Origin of the sequence: Sphingomonas sp. UV9, assembly GCF_004101245.1 — a bacterium.
GTDB lineage: Bacteria > Pseudomonadota > Alphaproteobacteria > Sphingomonadales > Sphingomonadaceae > Sphingomonas.
In genome coordinates this window covers 961985-979121 of sequence record NZ_SCIN01000003.1, presented here as the reverse complement: position 1 = coordinate 979121, position 17137 = coordinate 961985, and the positions used below count along the sequence as shown (strand labels likewise).

Here is a 17137-nt window from a genome sequence, read left to right as displayed (position 1 = left end):
GAAACAGGCTGCGAGATTTCAGATCAGGATTGGTTCCCAACGCCCGCCTTCAGAGACAGCAGACGCCGGAGAATGGACGACGGGATGGCGCCATTTGGTCGCGAGGCGCCGCTGGCTCACAGCGGCGCGGACCCATAAGCCGCCGTTCAGTGCTAGTTATCCCCGCCGCCGAGTGGCTGACGGTTCCGTGTTCTCGAGTGGCGTTATCCGGAACCACAGCGCGTAGAGCGCGGGCAGGAATACCAGGGTGAGGATCGTGCCGCCCAGCGTGCCGCCGATCAGCGTCACCGCCATCGATCCCCAGAACACCGAACTGATCAGCGGCACGAACGCCAGCACCGCCGCCATAGCGGTCAGGATGACCGGGCGGGAGCGTTGCACGGTGGCCTCGACGATCGCGTGATACGGATCCATGCCCTCCTTCTCGTGACCGTGTATCTCGCCGATCAGGATCAGCGTGTTGCGCATCAGGATGCCGGCGAGCGCGATCAGCCCGAGGATCGGGTTGAAGCCGAACGGCTGGCCGGTGACCAGCAGTGTCGGCACCACCCCGATCGGCCCGAGCGGCGCGGTCAGCAGCACGATCGCCATCGCCGACAGGCTGCGGACCTGCAGGATGATCACGATCATCATCAGCACGATCATGATCGGGAAGATGGGCGCGAGCGCGGCATTGGCCTTGCCCGCTTCCTCGATCGATCCGGCCATCGCGATCCTGTAGCTTGGTGGCAGCGCCTTCACGATCGGCTGGAACTTTTCGAATATCGCGGTCGAGATGTCGGGTGGCTGCAATCCGTCGGCAATGTCACCGCGGACCGTGATCGTCGTCCGGCGGTCACGGCGTTGCAGGATCGGATCCTCCCTGCGGACTTCGAGCTTGCCGAGCTGGCTGACGGGCACGCGCTGGCCCTCGCTGCCGGTCAGCACGTAATCGCCGATCCGCGCGGGATCGAGCCGGTCACTACCGCCCGAGCGCGCGACCACGTCGACCGTGCGGATAGCCGCGCTCTCGTTCGACGACCCCCGTCTCGCCAAGTCGACGGTCGGCATCCAGATGGTCGGCGACGACGCGATGAACACCCCGCCCGCGCACGCGATGGCCCGCCGCGGCATGACGCAGAACGTCCGCGGCTTCATGCTCTACGGCGACTATGCCAAGCCCAACCCGCCGGCGGCCATCATCGATGCGGTCGCGTCGGGCACGATCGACGTCGGCGTCGTCTGGGGTCCGCTCGCGGGCTATTTCGCGGCGCGTGCCAAGACGCCGCTGCGGATCGAACAGGTCACGCCGGTCAACGACGACGGGCAATGGCCGATGGTCTTCGACATCTCGATGGGCGTGCGCCGCAAGGACAAGGCGCTGCTGGGCAAGGTCGATGCGGTGCTCGCCCGCGAAGGTCCCGAGATCGCGCGCATCCTCAAGAGCTACGGCGTCCCGATCGCCGCACCCGTCCAGCAGGCTGCGGCGCGGACGCAGGCCAAAACCCCGTCCTGATTCAACGACATCACCTTAGGAGTGACGACATACGTACCTATCTCATTGCTGGCCTTGCCATGACCGCAGCCTTTGCCGCGACGCCTGCCTTCGCCAAGGACGTGATCGTCCAGATGAAGAATCAGGGTGCGGCCAGCGCGATGGTGTTCGAGCCGTCCTTCGTCCAGGCGATGCCCGGCGATACCGTGAAGTTCGTCCCCACCGACAAGAGCCACAGCGCGCAGACCATTCCCTCCATGCTGCCGGCGGGTGTCGCGCCCGTGATCGGCAAGATGAACCAGGAAATGTCGATCAAGGTCGACAAGCCGGGGCTCTACGGCGTCGCGTGCAAGCCGCACACGTCGATGGGCATGGTCGCGCTGATCCAGGTCGGCAAGGGCCCCTCCGCCAACCTCGCCACCGCCCGCGCGGTTAAGCTCCCGCCCCTCGCCGCCAAGCGCATGAATCCGATGCTCGCGAAAGCCCGATGAAAATTACCAGCTGAGCGTTCTTAGACCGCCACTGACGCGGCTCGAACTGAGTTCACATGCGGGAGACAATATAGCCGCGAGACGATGGCTGGGGCGATCGCCGGCTCGTGGATAGGCTGCGCGAGCGTATCATGGCGAGTTATGCTGCGACCAGTTGATATGGAAAATTGGCGGAGAGGGTGGGATTCGAACCCACGGTACCCTCGCGGGTACGCCGCATTTCGAGTGCGGTACATTCGACCACTCTGCCACCTCTCCGCAGGTCATCCGAACCACTGCGAACAGCGGCTCCGATCGGTCGAAGGGGCGCCTCTAATGAAGTGGCCCTGGGGACGCAAGCGGATTTCGAACTTCCCGGCCCGGTCCGGCGCGTTTTCCTTGTGCGGCGCAAAACAGCCCCTAAATTGACCGATATGCCCCGACACGACAGTATCGCTCACGACATCACGAGCCCGCTTATCCCCGCCGAGGTGGTCGCGCCGCCAATCTCGCACGCGAACTTCTCGATCGGCGACGTCGTGCGGCACCGGCTGTTCGATTTCCGGGGCGTTATCTTCGACGTCGATCCGGTGTTCGCGAACAGCGACGAATGGTATGCGGCGATCCCCGAGGACATTCGCCCACGCAAGGACCAGCCGTTCTATCACCTGCTCGCCGAGAACATGGAGTCGAGCTACGTCGCCTATGTCAGCCAGCAGAACCTGGTGCCGGACGACAGCGACGAGCCGGTCGACCATCCGGCGATCTCGGGGTTGTTCAGCGATTATGCGAATGGCCGGTATGCGCTGCGCCAGGTTCATCGGCACTGAGGCGAATCACTTCGTCCCAAAGAAACTTGTTTCACCGCTAAGGCGGAAGCCCAGACTGCCCCCCCCTTTGCGGGGAAACAATTCTGACGACGGGGTAGCGCCGCCTTGGCGCCGGCGACGTAAAACCGCCCTTCCCTGCACCCTTCGCGGTTGACAACTCCGCCCCCCTCCCTTAGCTGCCCGGCTTCTCCCGACGGACCCTGCGTCCGTGGGGTACATGTATTTGGAAAGTGACAAGGGCCATGTTCGCAGTCGTGCGCACGGGCGGCAAGCAGTATCGCGTCGCCGCCGGAGATAAGATCGTCGTCGAGAAGATCGAGGGCGATGCAGGTGCGTCGGTGACGCTGGGTGATGTGCTGCTGGCGGGCGAAGGCTCGGAGCTGCGCTCGGTCGAGGGTTTCACCGTCGCCGCAGAGATCATCGCGCAGGCGAAGGCGGACAAGGTCATCGTCTTCAAGAAGCGTCGTCGTCACAACTATCGTCGCAAGAACGGCCATCGCCAGCAGCACACGATCCTGAAGATCGTGTCCGTCGGCGGCCAGACAGCCAAGCAGCAGACCGAGGCTGATGCCCCGGCCGCTCAGGCATAAGGAGTAGCTTCAGATGGCACATAAGAAAGCAGGCGGCTCTTCGCGCAACGGTCGCGATTCGGCCGGTCGTCGCCTCGGCGTCAAGAAGTTCGGTGGCCAGGCGTGCGTCGCCGGCAACATTCTCGTGCGTCAGCGCGGGACGAAGTTCTATCCGGGCACGAACGTCGGTATCGGTACCGACCACACGCTGTTCGCGCTGATCGACGGTCGCGTCGTGTTCAGCAAGGGCAAGCTTGGGCGTAAGTTCTGCTCGGTCGAGCTGGCAGCGAACGATGCCGCCGATATGGCAGTCGCAGCCGAATAACATCGGGTAACCATCCGGGTTGCCCACCAGGGTGACCCGGGTCGCGAAAGCGAACCTGAACAAGGGAGACGGGTCACCCCGGCTCCCTTTTTTATTGCTCCCTCCACGCGGCTGTCGCGGTCCCGTCATCCCGACGTGGCATGCGCGCAGCCAATGACGCGATAGGAGAGAGCCGTGTTCGCGCGCACCAAGAGACTGACGTTACGGCCGGGTTGGCCGGAGGATGCGCCTGCGCTGACGCAGGCGATCGGCCATGAGAGCGTGGTCGCCAAGCTGGCGCGCGTGCCCTGGCCCTATGCGCTGGGCGATGCCGAGGCGTTTCTGGCGCTGCCGCGGGGTGGGAACGACCCGCAATTCCTGATCGAGACCATGGAGTCCGGCGTGCCGCGACTCGTCGGCGCGATCGGGATTCGCGTGGCCGACGACGCGCATGAGCTTGGCTATTGGTTGACGCCGGAGGCCTGGGGTCGCGGATATGCGACCGAAGCTGGCGAAGCGGTGATCGCGATGGCGCGGCATGCGCTCGGTTTGCGACGGCTGGATGCGTTTCATTTCGTGGATAATCCGGCGTCGGGCCGCGTGCTGGCGAAGCTCGGGTTTCGGCCGACGGGGCGGATCGAGCCTCGGGCCTCGCGCGGACGTGGGGGTGAAGCGCCGGCGGTGATGTTCGCGCTGGATCTGGACGAGGACCGATGTGCGCCGATGCCGCTGGCGGCTTGATGTCCGCCTATTCCTGAAAGCTAAGTACCACCCCGGCCAAGGCCGGGGCCCAACTGGGAGCCGTTGCTAACGGGGGACCGCGTTCCGTGACTGCGACCTTTCCAATTGGGCCCCGGCCTGCGCCGGGGTGGTGCTGTTGCGACAGGTGCGACCACCGCTAGCCGCTCCCCCGCGAACGCGGGGATCCAGGAGTCTCGGGCGGTATCGTCTGTTACCCTGGGCTCCCGGCTTCGCGTGAGAACAAAGACGTGGAGAGCGGGCGGCCAATTAAGCCGTAGCCGCCACCACCACCCCCGCCCGCTTAGTCACCGGCAGCACCGCCGCCTCATACTCGCTCTCCGCCAAGCCGATCAGCGCGCGGTCGTCATGCTTCCACGGATGGAAGCCCGGCAGGAAATACGCCGCCCATACCCCCGCGATCTTGCGCGCCATTCCCGGATTGCCGAACGCGTACCACGCCATCCGCGCCCAGACGCGCGGCCCCGTCAGCCCGTCCTGCCGCAACAACTCCGCCATCCCGCGCGCACGGCCCATGAAAAAGCGCCACGTCGTGATCAGCATCACCAGCGACTTCACCCGCCACCGCGTGAACCGCGGCCAGTCGCGAGTCGCGTGCAGCCAGGTGTCGTAGGCGACGCCCTTGTGCTCGATCTCCTCGGCGGCATGCCATTGCCACAAAGCAGCCGCCTGCTGGTCGCCACCGCTGAGATGCTTCGGGTTCGCGATCAGTTCGTGCGCCAGCATCGCGGTGAAATGCTCGAGCGCGCTGGTCGCCGCCAGACTCGCGATCGGCGGGCGCCCCACCGTCAGCGCCAGCGCCGCATCGACATCGGCCATCAACGGCGCGACGTCATAGCCCTGGTCGGTGACGTGGCGGTTGAAGGCGACGTGCTCGCGCGTGTGGATCACCTCCTGCTTGATGAAGGCGTTGATCTCGGCCGTCAGCTTGGGCGGCGTGCCCTCGCGGAACTTCCGGACGCTGTCGACGAAATAGCCCTCGCCCTTGGGAAACGTCACCGACAACGCGTTGTAGAACGCGGTCGCGACGGGATCGTCGTTCAGCCACCAGCGACGGATCGCGGCGCCGCGACCGAAGCGGCGGTCGCGCGGGGTGATCGTCAGATCGGCGGGTGTGGTTGCTTTCGCCACGGAAACCTCCAAACAGGGTTTGAACTTTCGTTACTTACATTGATGTAAATAGGTTGCCCGTTTCGTGACGTCAACGCCCCGCAAGCGCCTCTCCCCCACCGAATCGCGCGACGCCGCCGTCGAGGCTGCGCGCGCGCTGCTCGTCGAGAGCGGGCCCAGCGCGGTCACGTTGAAGGCGGTCGCGGGGCGAGTCGGTCGCACCCACGCCAATCTGCTTCACCATTTCGGCTCGGCGGAGGGGCTGCACACCGCGCTCATCACTCGGATGGCGGCGGACATCGTCGGCACGATCGGCGCCGCGGTGTTGCGGGTGCGCGCAGGCGACCAGGACCCGCGCGAGGTCGTCGAGATGACCTTCGACGCGTTCGGCAAGGGTGGCGCGGGCGCGCTGGCGAGCTGGATGATCCTGTCGGGCAACACCGACGCGCTCGACCCGATCATGGCGGCGATCCACGACCTGGTCGACGAACTCGCCGGCGGCGAACTGCCGGGGACCCGGCCGATCCAGGAACAGACATTGACGCTGGTGCTGATGGCGCTCGGCGATGCGTTGATGGGGGCCCCGATGGCGCGCGCGCTCGGGCTGCCGGTCGGCAAGGCGCGCGAACTCGCGCTCGATGCGCTGCTCGCCAGCAAGGATGCGGCGGCCTTGCCGTCCTGCTGAGGGCCCCGAATCGGAGACACTGGCGATTTTCGCCAATTTCGCTATGGGGCGGCGATGCATTTTCTAGACCAAGCCAAGATCTACGTACGTTCGGGTGAGGGCGGCCCCGGTGCCGTCAGCTTCCGCCGCGAGAAATATATCGAATATGGCGGCCCCGATGGCGGCAATGGCGGCAAGGGCGGCGACATCGTGTTCGAATGCATCGCCGGCCTGAACACGCTGATCGACTTCCGCTACACGCAGCATTTCCGCGCGCCGCGCGGCTCGGGCGGGTCGGGCTCGAACCGCACCGGTGCTGGCGGCGAGGACCTCGTGATCCGCGTTCCGCTCGGCACGCAGGTGCTGTCGGAGGACAAGGAAGAGGTGCTGATCGACTTCACCGAGGTCGGCCAGCGCGAGGTGCTGTTCCGCGGCGGTGACGGCGGACGCGGCAATGCGAGCTACAAGACGTCGACGAACCGCACCCCCCGCCAACACGGCACCGGCTGGCCGTTCGGCGAGGCGTGGGTCTGGCTGCGGCTGAAGCTGCTCGCGGATGCGGGCCTCGTCGGGCTGCCTAATGCAGGCAAGTCGACCTTCATCAACCAGGTGACGAACGCGCAGGCCAAGGTCGGCGCATATGCCTTCACGACTACCCGGCCGCAGCTGGGCGTGGTGCGTCACAAGCAGCGCGAGTTCGTGGTCGCGGATATTCCGGGCCTGATCCAGGGCGCTGCCGAGGGCGCAGGCATCGGCGACCGGTTCCTCGGGCATATCGAACGGTGCCGCGTGCTGCTGCATCTGGTCGATGCGAACGATGCCGATGTCGCCGAATCGTATCGGATCGTCCGCGACGAACTCGAGAATTACGGCGAGGGGCTGACCGACAAGAACGTCATCGTCGCGCTGAACAAGATCGACATGCTCGACGCCGAACTGATCGCGGCGCTCTCGGCGGAACTGGCGGAAGCCAGCGGCGCCGAGGTGATGGCGATCTCGGGCGCGAGCGGTGCGGGGATCGAAGCGGTGCTCGACAAGCTGATCGGCGCGATCGGCCCGGCACCGGGTGCGCCCAGGGAACTGGCAGAGGGCGAAGAGCCGGTCGCATGGTCGCCGCTGTAGGCACGGCGACCATGCCGTCGCCCACCTTCGTCATCCCCGCGCAGGCGGGGATCCATATCCTCAGCGCTCTGCGATTCTAATGTGAGGCTAGCCAGTATGGGTTCCCGCCTCCGCGGGAATGACGATAGAGGGTCGAAGGTATGAAGACCGACGGGGTTCGACGCAGTATGATGCGGTGATGTTTCCGCCGTCCTCCTGCCCCCGCCTGATCGTGAAGATCGGCTCGGCCCTGCTCGTCGATCCGGATGGAAGCGTTCGGCGCGAGTGGCTGACCGGCCTTGTCGCTGACATCGCCGCGCGCACCACGGCGGGCCAGCAGGTTGCCATCGTATCCTCGGGCGCGATCGCCTTGGGCGCGCGCAGGCTCGGTCTCGCCAAGGGTGGCCGGGCCAGCCTCGAAGACGCCCAGGCCGCCGCGGCGACCGGCCAGATCGCGCTCAGTCAGGTCTGGGCGGAACTGCTCGCCGCGCAAGACCTCAACGCCGCTCAGATGCTCGTCACGCTCGACGATCTCGAAGACCGCCGCCGCTATCTCAACGCCGCCGCCACGCTCAACCGGCTGCTGTCGCTCAAGGTCGTCCCCGTCATCAACGAGAACGACAGCGTCGCGACCGAGGAAATCCGGTTCGGCGACAATGATCGCCTCGCCGCGCGCGTCGCGCAGGCGGCGGGCGCGCAGGGGGTGATCCTGCTCTCCGACGTCGACGGGCTCTACACCGCCAACCCGCATACCGACTCGTCCGCGACGCATATCGCCAGCGTCCCGCGAATCGATGCGGTGGCGGGGATGGCGGACGACGGCTCGGGCTCGGGGATGGGATCGGGCGGGATGGCGTCGAAGATCGCCGCCGCGCGGATCGCGACCGGCGCGGGCATTCCGCTGGCGATCGCGTCGGGACGGATCGAACACCCGCTATCGACCCCTGCCCGCCACACGATCTTCACCGCCGAGCGAACTGCGTCTGCGCGGAAGGCTTGGTTGGCGGGCGGGCTGACCGCGAAGGGCGCGATCCATGTCGATGCCGGCGCTGCGGCGGCGCTCGGCCAGGGGCGGAGTTTGCTCGCCACGGGCGCGACCCGGATCGATGGCGGGTTCACGCGTGGCGATCTGGTGACGATCGAAGGGCCCGCCGGCACGGTCGCGCGCGGCCTCGCGGAATATGACGCGGGCGATACGGCACGGTTGCTCGGCCGGCATAGCGACGATCATGCGGCGATCCTCGGTTACGCTCCAAGATCCGCGCTGGTCCATCGCAACCATCTGGCGCTCTTATGACCAGCGGCCCCTTGTTCACCCGCGAAGGCGGGTGTCCAGACTGGGCACCCGCCTTCGCGGGTGAACAAGCTTTTACCTTGAGGAAGCCGTCATGATCCTGGCCATCACCGGCGGCACCGGGTTCGTCGGCAGCCACCTGATCGACCATGCGCTGGAGATGGGCCACACCGTCCGCGCGCTCGCCCGCAAACCGCAGGCCAAGCGAATCGGCGTGACCTGGGTCGAAGGTGCGCTCGATCGGCCCAAGAGCCTCGCGTCTCTGGTCGAAGGCGTCGATGCGGTCATCCACGTCGCCGGCGTCGTCAACGCCGCCGACCGTGCGGGCTTTGCCGAGGGCAATGTCGCGGGCACCGAAGGCATCCTCCAGGCAACGAAGCACGCGGGCATCCGCCGCTTCGTCCACGTTTCCTCGCTCGCCGCGCGCGAGCCGACGCTGTCGAATTACGGCTGGTCGAAGGCCGAGGCGGAAACGCGCGTGCAGATATCGGCGCTGGACTGGACGATCGTCCGTCCGCCCGCGATCTTCGGCCCGCGCGACCACGACCTGCTCGACGTCTTCAAGGCCGCGCGGTCGGGCTACGTGCCGATGCCCCCCAAGGGCACGCGCGTCTCGCTGCTGTATGTCGAGGATCTGACCGCGCTGCTGCTCGCGCTCGCCGAGCTTCCGGTCGCGCCGTCGATCATGGAGCCCGACGACGGCACGCCCAAGGGCTGGGACAACCGAGATTTCGCTCGCGCGATCGGCGTGGCGGTCGGCAAGTCGGTCAAGGTGGTCTCGACACCCCGTGCGATCCTGAAGCTCGCCTCCGCCGCCGACCGGCTCGTCCGCCGCCGCAAGGCCAAGCTGACGCGCGACCGGGTCAGCTATTTCTGCCATCCCGACTGGGTCTCGCACAAGCCGCCGCCGCCCGCGCTTTGGACGCCCTCCGTCCCGACCCCACAGGCGCTCGCGCAAACCGCCGCATGGTATCGCGCCGCCGGGCTGCTATAGCGCCGAAAAGCCGCCGCAATTTCCTGTCAGGGATGCGTGCGACACCGAAGGGATTATCATGAGCGACCGCCAGCAGATCTACGACACCGTCACCGCGCAGATCGAGCCGTTCAACAAGAAAGGCGTCGCGCTCAGCGATGCCACCACGTTCCAGGGCGATCTCGAATGGGACAGCCTCACGGTGATGGATTTCGTCGCAGCGATCGAGGACGAATTCGACATCATCATCACGATGAACATGCAGGCCGAGATCGAGACCGTCGGCCAGTTGGTCGACGCGGTTGCCAAGCTTAAGGCCGCCTGAGCGTTGATTTTATAGTCCGTTCGTCCTGAGTAGCGGCTGAGCGAAGCCGAAGACGCGTATCGAAGGATGTGGTTCGATACGGCGCTTCGCCAGGCTCAGCCCCTACTCACCACGAACGGGATGTTTGGGAACCATGTAGAATGACCGAAGCCGCGACCACCGCCCACGCCCTCCCCGTCGATCCGCCCGAGGTCGCGCCCGAACGCGACCTGATGTCGAAATTCGACGGCCTCATCGCCGAACGCGAGGCGCTGGTGCAGTCCGGCGTGCGCAACCCGTTCACGATCGTGATGGACGAGGTCAAGTCGCCGACCCAGGCGGTGATCCGCGGCAAGGACACCATCCTGCTCGGCACCTACAACTATATGGGCATGACGTTCGACCCCGACGTGATCGAGGCCGGCAAGCACGCTCTCGACACATTCGGTTCGGGCACGAACGGCAGCCGGATGCTCAACGGCACGTTCCACGATCATATCGACGTCGAACAGGCGTTGCGCGACTTCTACGACATGACCGGCGCGATCGTGTTCTCGACCGGCTACATGGCCAATCTCGGGATCATCTCGACGCTCGCCGGCAAGGGCGAATACGTCATCCTCGACGCCGACAGCCACGCCTCGATCTACGACGGATGCAAACAGGGCAACGCCGAGATCGTCCGCTTCCGCCACAACGACGTGACCGATCTCGACAAGCGCCTCGGCCGGTTGCCCAAGGAGGCCGGCAAGCTGGTGGTCCTCGAAGGCGTCTATTCGATGCTCGGCGACATCGCCCCGCTGAAGGAAATGGTCGCGGTCGCCAAGAAGCATGGCTGCATGGTGCTGGTCGACGAGGCGCATTCGATGGGCTTTTTCGGTCCCAACGGGCGCGGCGTGTACGAGGAGATGGGGCTGACCGACGAGGTCGATTTCGTCGTCGGCACCTTCTCGAAGTCGGTCGGCACGGTCGGCGGGTTCGTCGTGTCGAACCACCCGAAGTTCGAGATGGTCCGCTTCGCCTGCCGCCCGTACATCTTCACCGCCTCGCTGCCCCCCTCGGTCGTCGCGACTGCCGCCGCCTCGATCCGCAAGCTGATGCACGCACACGACAAGCGCGCGCAGCTGTGGAAGAACGCGCGCCGGCTGCACGGCGGGCTGAAGGCGATGGGCTTCAAGCTCGGGACGGAAACGTCGGACTCTGCGATCATCGCGGTCATTCTCACCGACCAGGAACAGGCGATCGCGATCTGGCAGTCGCTGCTCGAGGGCGGTCTGTACGTGAACATGGCGCGCCCGCCCGCGACGCCCGCCGGTACCTTCCTGCTGCGCTGCTCGCTGTGCGCGGAACACACCGACGAGCAGGTCACGACGATCCTCGTGATGTTCGAGGCGGCCGGCCGCGCGGTCGGCGTGATCGACTGACCCTCGGTCCTCCCCCACAAGGGGAGGTGACGGAGGGGGAGGTGACGGAGGGGGAGGTGACGGAGAGGGAGGACACGGAACAGCGGTTGCCCTTTCCTCCCCCTCCGTCTGGCAAGTGCCAGCCACCTCCCCCTGGCGGGGGAGGATCTAGAATGGCGGACTCGCCAAAATCGAACGCATTGCGCGGGGGGAACGACGCGCTAGGATGCCGGTGTGATGCGAAGCGAGGCCCAGACCGCGGCCCTGGGGGGCGGAGCGACCTGGCGGGTCATCATGCTGGTCGTGATGGGGCTGCTCGGCGTGGCGGTGCTCGTCGCCCTCATCGTGACGCTCGGCAACGCCAATCGCCAGCGAGATCGCGCGCTGGAGCTCCAAGCGCACAGCTATGACGTGATGATCCTTGCCCGGACGCTGTCGGGCACGATCGCGCGGTCTGAGGCATCGCTGGGACGCTACGTGATCAGCGGCGACAAGCAGCTCGGTCAGCTCTATTTCGACGAATGGCTGCTGGCGGGGACGCAGATCGACCGGCTCGACCGCATCACCAACGACAATGCCGAGCAGCAGCCGCGGATCGACCGCCTGCGCGCGGCCTATGATGCGCGCGGGCAAGAGCTGTCGCTGACCGCGCTCAACACGAGCTACGGCAAGAACGGGCAAGCGCTCGCGCGCTATTACCAGGCGCGAAAAGCACCGACGCTCATCGAGATCAACAAGACGCTCGACACGCTGATCGCCGGTGAGCGTGCGCTGCTCGACCAGCGGACGGCGGCGGCGATGGGGTCGGTCGAGCGCTCAAGCTGGATCGCGGGCGTGCTTGCGGTGTTCGGCGTGCTGATCGTGCTGGGCGCGATCCTGCTCGGCTGGTTCACGATCCGCGCGGTCGGCGACCGTGCAACCGCACTGGCCGACGCCGAACTGGAACGCGAGCGCGCCGACGAACTGACCGCCGCCGTTGCCAGCGCCACCGCCGAACTACGCGTGCAGGAAGCCAAGCTGCGCCAGATCCAGAAGATGGAGGCGGTCGGCCAGCTCACCGGTGGGATCGCACACGACTTCAACAACATGCTGGCGGTGGTATTGGGCGGGCTGGAGCTTGCCCGGCGCAGCGTCGTCGCCGATCCGATGACGGCGCGTCGGCACATCGACAGCGCCACCGAAGGCGCCAACCGCGCCGCCGCGCTCACCCGCCGCCTGCTCGCCTTCAGCCGCGAGGATTCGCTGAAGCCCGAGCCGATCGACGCCGCGGCCCTGGTCGCCGGCATGTCCGACCTGCTCGACCGCACGCTGGGCGATGCGATCACGCTGGTGGCGCGCGACGAGGCCGCCGGCTGCTGCGTGCGCGCCGACCGTGTCCAATTGGAGAACGCCGTCCTCAACCTCGCGGTCAACGCGCGCGATGCGATGAACGGCCGCGGCACGCTGACGATCGTCACGGGTGCCACGACGCTGGTCGCGGAACAGGTCGGGCGATGCGCGGCGGGCGATTACGTGACGATCATGGTTGCGGACGATGGCTGCGGCATGACGCCCGACGTCGCCGAGCGCGTGTTCGAGCCGTTCTTCACCACCAAGGAGGTCGGCAAGGGCACCGGGCTCGGGCTCAGCCAGATCTTCGCGCTCGTCCAGCAGTTGCAGGGCGAGGTCGGGATCGTCTCGGCACCAAATGAGGGGACCGCCGTCACGCTCTATCTGCCCCGCGCCGCCGACGTCGTGGCCACGCCCCTGACCGCGCTGCCGACCGAGATCGTACCCGCTGCCCCCACGCACCCCGCGGTGCTCGACATCCTCGTCGTCGAGGACGATCCCCGCGTGCTGACCGCGACGATCGGCGCGCTGGAGGAGATCGGCCACCGCGCGATTCCCTGCGACGATCCGCTCGCCGCCCCCGCGTTGCTCGCGGCGAACCCGGCGATCGGCCTGATCATCTCCGACGTGCTGATGCCGCGCCAGACCGGCCCCGAGATGATCGCCGCGCTGAGCCCGCTCTATCCGCATATCGCCGTCTTGTTCGTCACCGGCTTTGCGGGGGAGGTGAACGTCGCGCAGTTCGGCGGGCACGACGTGCTGCGCAAACCCTTCACCTTGAACGGGCTGGAACGCGCGGTCGCGACGGCAATGGCCGCGGATCGACGCACGTCCGTGGCCACCGCCCGACGGGATCCAGTCGCCGCGGAATGATCGTTCACTGATGCCGCGCGATAGGGGATGACGCTTCGGCCCGGCGCCTCTATACCCCGGCGACCCAGCATACCGAGCCCCACCCGCGCATGAAATCCATCGACCGCTACATGGCCCGGCTGATCGCGGTGCCGCTGTTCTCGACGCTGTTGATCGCCGTCATGCTGTTCGTGCTCGATCGCATGCTCGGGCTGTTCAATTTCGTCGCGACGCAAGGCGGTCCGATCAGCGTCGTGTGGCGGATGCTCGCCAACCTATTGCCCGAATATCTGGGTCTCGGCATTCCGATCGGGCTGATGCTCGGCATCCTGCTCGCGTTCCGCCGGCTCTCGACCTCGTCCGAACTGGACGTGCTGCGCGGCGTCGGGATGAGCTACAACCGGCTGCTGCGCGTGCCGTACATGTACACGATCGCGCTGGCGCTGCTGAACCTGGCGATCGTCGGGTATGTCCAGCCGATCGCCCGCTATTATTACGAGGGCTTGCGGTTCGAGCTGCGCACCGGGGCGCTCGGCGCATCGATCAAGGTCGGCGAGTTCACCAACCTGGGCAGTCGGATGACGCTGCGGATCGAGCAGAGCAAGGACAAGGGCCGCGAGCTGTCGGGGATCTTCGTCCACGCATCGAGCCAGAATGGCGACTGGCTGGGCGTCACCGCGGAGAAGGGCAAGTTCCTGGCGACCGACGATCCCAACGTCATCATCTTCCGACTCGCGAACGGCACGCTCGTCCACAACCGCCCCGAGTTCAAGACGCCGCGCGTGCTGACCTTCACCAGCCACGATCTGCCGATCAACCTGCCCAAGTTCGAGAGCTTCCGCGTCCGCGGTGGGCGCAATCTCGAATATACGCTGCCCGAACTCGCCAAGCAGGGCCAGCGCGGCGCGACGCTGGAGCAGCGCGACGGCAGCCGATCCGAATTCCACTTCCGCCTCGCCGAAGTCGCGACGATGTTCCTGTTGCCGCTGCTCGCGCTCGCGCTGGGGGTGCCGCCCAAACGATCCTCGTCCGCGCTCGGCGTATTCCTGTCGATCGTGATGATCGTCACCTATCACAAGGTGAACCAGTATGCGGCGGACGTCGGCGAGCTCGGCCGGATCGACCCGGTCATCGCGCTGTGGGTGCCGTTCACGATCTTCGCCGGGCTGATCCTGTGGATGTACTACACGATCGCCTATGTCCCCGGCGGGCAACCGATCGGAGCGCTGGAACGTGTCTTCTCGAAGACGTTCAAGGCGATCACCAAGCGCATCCCGGGCTTCCGACCTAAGTCGCAGGGTGGCAAAGCCGCATGAAACTCGTCAGCTTCTTCCCGTCGCGCACGGTCGCGATCTACATGGGCCGGATGTTCCTGGTGCGGACGTTCGCCGTGCTGGCGGCGCTCGTGCTGGTGCTGCAGGCGCTGGACCTGTTGAGCGAGTCGGGCGACATCCTCGCCTATCCCGGCAATGGCGATGCGCAGATCTGGCAATATGTCGCGTTGCGCGTGCCGCAGATCGTGTCGCGGTTCCTGCCCTTCTCGGTGCTGCTGGGGACGATCCTGACGCTGATAACGATGAACCAGAACAGCGAAATCGTCGCGTTGAAGGGGTCGGGGCTGTCCGCGCACCAGGTGCTCGCGCCGCTGCTCGTCGCGAGCCTCGGCGTGGCGGTGATCAGTTTCATGTTCAACGACCGGGTCGTGGCGCGCTCCACCGCGACGCTGAACCAGTGGCAGAAGGTGGATTACGGCAAGCTGCCGATCGATCGCGGCGACCGTGCGAACGTATGGGTGCGAGACGGCGACGATCTGATCGAGGTCGCGCAGATCCGCGGTCGCGGCGATGCGACGCGGCTGGGCGGGATCACGCTGTACGATCGCACGGGCGGCAACCTCGTCGCGATCCTGCGCGCCGATCACGGCAAGCGTGCGCCCGGCGGTGGCTGGCTGATCGAGCCGGCGACGCGGTTCGACGTCACGCGCGGTACCGTCACCCCCCTCGGCGCGGTGGTGATCGCGAAGGACGTGCGGCCGGACCAGTTCACACTCGCGAGCGTCGATGCGGACGGCCTGTCGTTCGGGGCGCTGAAGGCCGCGATCGCCGACCTGTCCGACGCAGGGCGGCCGACCAAGGCGCTCGAGGGCTCCTTGTGGCACAAGCTGTCGGGGCCGCTGTCGTCGGTGCTGATGCCGCTGCTGGGCGCGGTCGCGGCGTTCGGGATTGCGCGATCGGGCAAGCTGTTCGTGCGCGCCGTGATCGGGATGGGCCTCGGGTTCGCGTTCTTCGTCGCGGATAACTTCGCGTTGGCGATGGGTAATCTCGGCGCTTACCCGCCGTTTCTCGCCGCGTGGGCGCCGTTCCTGCTGTTCTTCCTGATCGGCGAAGCGGTGCTGATCAGGTCCGAGGAATAATCGGACGGCACCTCGCTAAATTTGTCCCCCCGCGAAGGCGGGGGCCCAGTCTGGGTCCCCGCCTTCGCGGGGAAACAAGCTTTGGTCAGCGCCTGACCATCGTGCTGCGGGCGATCTTGCCGACCAGACCGGGCAGTCCCGGATAGCTCGCCTTGTGATAGGGCGACATCGCGTCCAGCTCCGCCGAGATGCGACGATGTGCCTCACCGAGCGCGTGATAGGGCAGTCCCGGCAGCAGGTGATGCAGCGCGTGATAGCGAAGCCCGACCGGCGCCCATAGCGCCGGCAGCAAGGCCGGCGGCGGCACGTTGACCGTGTCGAGATACTGCGCGGTCACCGTCATCACCTCGCCGTCATTCTCCCAGAGATGCGCGACCAGCGTGCGGATCTGGTTGAGTACCGCGAACGCCGACGCCACGCCCAGGATCGTCAGGAATGCGCGCAACGGCAACACGCCCGCCACCGTGATCCCGATCAGCGTGATCGCCCACAGGCTCGCGGCCAACTCCAGGCGGTTCCAATATGCCTTCGCCTCGCCCTCCGGCGCGCGACGACGGAATTGCGGATTGATCGCCAGCGCCGAATAGCGCTCGACCACCATCGTCCGCAGCTTCGGCGAAAGCAGCGACAGCGGCGACAGGATCGCAAACCGGATCAGCAGCGCGATCGGTGCCAGTGCGGACACCAGGATGAACAGCGGCAGCGTCCACGGCTTCATCAGCGCGAGCGGCAGATATTCGGGGTCCTCGACCGTACCGTAGCGGGTCTTGGCGTGATGAAGGTTGTGGACACCCTCGTACATAAACGACGGCGTCAGCATCGGCACGCCGACCAGCATGTTCCAGCCGAGCCGGAAGTTCGGCACCGACGCGTGCTTCATGTGGCTGACTTCATGGATGAAGCTCAGCCCGCGATACAGTCCGAGTACCGACACGATCGCGGCAAGCACCGCAACCAGAGTAGAGTCGCTCGTCGCAGCCACGACCAGCGCGCCATAGCCCAGCACCACCGACGCGATCAGGTCGCCCCAATACACCGCCGGCCGCGGCTTCACGAGATCGCGCGTCAGGTCGGCCGCAGCGCGCAGCATCGCCTTGTCGTCGGCGACGCGAACGGCGCCGGCACCCGTCACGGGTGGGGCTGGCACTGGGGCGGCCGTGCCGCGAGCGAGGCTGAGCGAGGTATCCATGGGCATGTCCATTGCCCGAAGATAATGGCTGCAGCGTGGCATTTACAGGTTGCGCGCCTGTTCACGCGCGAGGAAACCCGATCACTCTGACCGGCTGCC

Annotated in this window: 18 protein-coding genes and 1 tRNA gene; 15 read left to right on the top strand and 4 right to left on the bottom strand. The window is 66.4% G+C overall.

Annotated features, from left to right (window positions below):
* Window positions 1-156 precede the first annotated feature (156 nt).
* Complete coding sequence (locus EQZ23_RS16835; protein ID WP_240663631.1) at window positions 157-984, bottom strand: efflux RND transporter permease subunit; 828 nt, start codon at window positions 982-984, stop codon at window positions 157-159.
* A gap of 7 nt (window positions 985-991) precedes the next feature.
* Here EQZ23_RS16835 and EQZ23_RS16830 point away from each other — a divergent pair, with 7 nt between their 5' ends.
* Together EQZ23_RS16830 and EQZ23_RS16825 are read left to right on the top strand one after the other, a co-directional pair.
* Entirely contained in the window at window positions 992-1495 is a 504-nt protein-coding gene (locus tag EQZ23_RS16830) for a hypothetical protein (protein ID WP_128455523.1), read from the top strand.
* A 59-nt stretch (window positions 1496-1554) separates the two neighbouring features.
* Window positions 1555-1965, top strand: coding sequence for a pseudoazurin (locus tag EQZ23_RS16825; protein WP_128455522.1), 411 nt, complete (start codon window positions 1555-1557; stop codon window positions 1963-1965).
* A gap of 168 nt (window positions 1966-2133) precedes the next feature.
* Here EQZ23_RS16825 and EQZ23_RS16820 read toward each other — a convergent pair.
* Window positions 2134-2223, bottom strand: a tRNA-Ser gene (locus EQZ23_RS16820).
* A gap of 155 nt (window positions 2224-2378) precedes the next feature.
* Here EQZ23_RS16820 and hspQ point away from each other — a divergent pair.
* From hspQ to EQZ23_RS16800, 4 genes are all read left to right on the top strand, one after another.
* The gene (gene hspQ, locus EQZ23_RS16815) at window positions 2379-2774 is read left to right on the top strand and encodes a heat shock protein HspQ (protein WP_128455521.1); all 396 of its coding nucleotides are present in this window, start codon (window positions 2379-2381) and stop codon (window positions 2772-2774) included.
* Window positions 2775-3016: 242 nt separating this feature from the next.
* A complete protein-coding gene (gene rplU, locus EQZ23_RS16810) occupies window positions 3017-3364 on the top strand; it encodes a 50S ribosomal protein L21 (protein ID WP_128455520.1) in 348 nt (115 codons plus the stop codon).
* A gap of 13 nt (window positions 3365-3377) precedes the next feature.
* Complete coding sequence (rpmA, locus tag EQZ23_RS16805; RefSeq protein WP_128455519.1) at window positions 3378-3668, top strand: 50S ribosomal protein L27; 291 nt, start codon at window positions 3378-3380, stop codon at window positions 3666-3668.
* 174 nt (window positions 3669-3842) lie between these two features.
* Window positions 3843-4388: a GNAT family N-acetyltransferase gene (locus tag EQZ23_RS16800; RefSeq protein WP_240663630.1), complete on the top strand. Its 546-nt coding sequence runs from the start codon at window positions 3843-3845 to the stop codon at window positions 4386-4388.
* A gap of 267 nt (window positions 4389-4655) precedes the next feature.
* Here the strand turns inward: EQZ23_RS16800 and EQZ23_RS16795 are convergent, their stop codons facing one another.
* Complete coding sequence (locus EQZ23_RS16795; RefSeq protein ID WP_128455518.1) at window positions 4656-5537, bottom strand: metal-dependent hydrolase; 882 nt, start codon at window positions 5535-5537, stop codon at window positions 4656-4658.
* Between the two features lie 64 nt (window positions 5538-5601).
* On the opposite strand from EQZ23_RS16795, the gene EQZ23_RS16790 reads away from it, so the two are divergent.
* The 9 genes from EQZ23_RS16790 (at window position 5602) to lptG (ending at window position 15849) form a co-directional block, all read left to right on the top strand.
* On the top strand, window positions 5602-6201 hold the full coding sequence (locus EQZ23_RS16790) for a helix-turn-helix domain-containing protein (protein WP_128455517.1): 600 nt from the start codon (window positions 5602-5604) through the stop codon (window positions 6199-6201).
* Between the two features lie 54 nt (window positions 6202-6255).
* Window positions 6256-7302, top strand: coding sequence for a GTPase ObgE (gene obgE, locus EQZ23_RS16785; protein ID WP_128455516.1), 1047 nt, complete (start codon window positions 6256-6258; stop codon window positions 7300-7302).
* A 178-nt stretch (window positions 7303-7480) separates the two neighbouring features.
* On the top strand, window positions 7481-8578 hold the full coding sequence (gene proB / locus EQZ23_RS16780) for a glutamate 5-kinase (protein ID WP_128455515.1): 1098 nt from the start codon (window positions 7481-7483) through the stop codon (window positions 8576-8578).
* Between the two features lie 91 nt (window positions 8579-8669).
* On the top strand, window positions 8670-9569 hold the full coding sequence (locus tag EQZ23_RS16775) for an NAD(P)-dependent oxidoreductase (protein WP_128455514.1): 900 nt from the start codon (window positions 8670-8672) through the stop codon (window positions 9567-9569).
* A gap of 58 nt (window positions 9570-9627) precedes the next feature.
* Complete coding sequence (locus EQZ23_RS16770) at window positions 9628-9873, top strand: acyl carrier protein (protein WP_031394130.1); 246 nt, start codon at window positions 9628-9630, stop codon at window positions 9871-9873.
* Window positions 9874-10013: 140 nt separating this feature from the next.
* On the top strand, window positions 10014-11276 hold the full coding sequence (locus tag EQZ23_RS16765; RefSeq protein WP_128455513.1) for an aminotransferase class I/II-fold pyridoxal phosphate-dependent enzyme: 1263 nt from the start codon (window positions 10014-10016) through the stop codon (window positions 11274-11276).
* Between the two features lie 216 nt (window positions 11277-11492).
* Window positions 11493-13457, top strand: coding sequence for an ATP-binding protein (locus EQZ23_RS16760; RefSeq protein WP_128455512.1), 1965 nt, complete (start codon window positions 11493-11495; stop codon window positions 13455-13457).
* An 89-nt stretch (window positions 13458-13546) separates the two neighbouring features.
* A complete protein-coding gene (gene lptF, locus EQZ23_RS16755) occupies window positions 13547-14752 on the top strand; it encodes an LPS export ABC transporter permease LptF (protein WP_206364284.1) in 1206 nt (401 codons plus the stop codon).
* Window positions 14749-15849 carry an LPS export ABC transporter permease LptG gene (lptG, locus tag EQZ23_RS16750; protein WP_128455511.1) on the top strand — a complete coding sequence of 367 codons (1101 nt, stop codon included), beginning with the start codon at window positions 14749-14751 and terminating at the stop codon, window positions 15847-15849. Before lptF ends, lptG begins: the two co-directional genes overlap by 4 nt.
* 85 nt (window positions 15850-15934) lie before the next feature.
* Here the strand turns inward: lptG and EQZ23_RS16745 are convergent, their stop codons facing one another.
* Window positions 15935-17050: a fatty acid desaturase gene (locus tag EQZ23_RS16745; RefSeq protein ID WP_240663629.1), complete on the bottom strand. Its 1116-nt coding sequence runs from the start codon at window positions 17048-17050 to the stop codon at window positions 15935-15937.
* Between the last annotated feature and the right edge of the window lie 87 nt (window positions 17051-17137).

Bases quoted from the DNA above. Each gene is read 5' to 3' on its own strand.
- EQZ23_RS16765 (WP_128455513.1), top strand. From the start codon at position 10,014: ATGACCGAAGCCGCGACCACCGCCCACGCCCTCCCCGTCGATCCGCCC.
- EQZ23_RS16760 (WP_128455512.1), top strand. From the start codon at position 11,493: ATGCGAAGCGAGGCCCAGACCGCGGCCCTGGGGGGCGGAGCGACCTGG.
- rpmA (WP_128455519.1), top strand. From the start codon at position 3,378: ATGGCACATAAGAAAGCAGGCGGCTCTTCGCGCAACGGTCGCGATTCG.
- proB (WP_128455515.1), top strand. From the start codon at position 7,481: ATGTTTCCGCCGTCCTCCTGCCCCCGCCTGATCGTGAAGATCGGCTCG.
- EQZ23_RS16745 (WP_240663629.1), bottom strand. From the start codon at position 17,050: ATGGACATGCCCATGGATACCTCGCTCAGCCTCGCTCGCGGCACGGCC.
- hspQ (WP_128455521.1), top strand. From the start codon at position 2,379: ATGCCCCGACACGACAGTATCGCTCACGACATCACGAGCCCGCTTATC.
- EQZ23_RS16775 (WP_128455514.1), top strand. From the start codon at position 8,670: ATGATCCTGGCCATCACCGGCGGCACCGGGTTCGTCGGCAGCCACCTG.
- EQZ23_RS16770 (WP_031394130.1), top strand. From the start codon at position 9,628: ATGAGCGACCGCCAGCAGATCTACGACACCGTCACCGCGCAGATCGAG.
- obgE (WP_128455516.1), top strand. From the start codon at position 6,256: ATGCATTTTCTAGACCAAGCCAAGATCTACGTACGTTCGGGTGAGGGC.
- lptF (WP_206364284.1), top strand. From the start codon at position 13,547: ATGAAATCCATCGACCGCTACATGGCCCGGCTGATCGCGGTGCCGCTG.
- rplU (WP_128455520.1), top strand. From the start codon at position 3,017: ATGTTCGCAGTCGTGCGCACGGGCGGCAAGCAGTATCGCGTCGCCGCC.
- EQZ23_RS16825 (WP_128455522.1), top strand. From the start codon at position 1,555: ATGACCGCAGCCTTTGCCGCGACGCCTGCCTTCGCCAAGGACGTGATC.
- lptG (WP_128455511.1), top strand. From the start codon at position 14,749: ATGAAACTCGTCAGCTTCTTCCCGTCGCGCACGGTCGCGATCTACATG.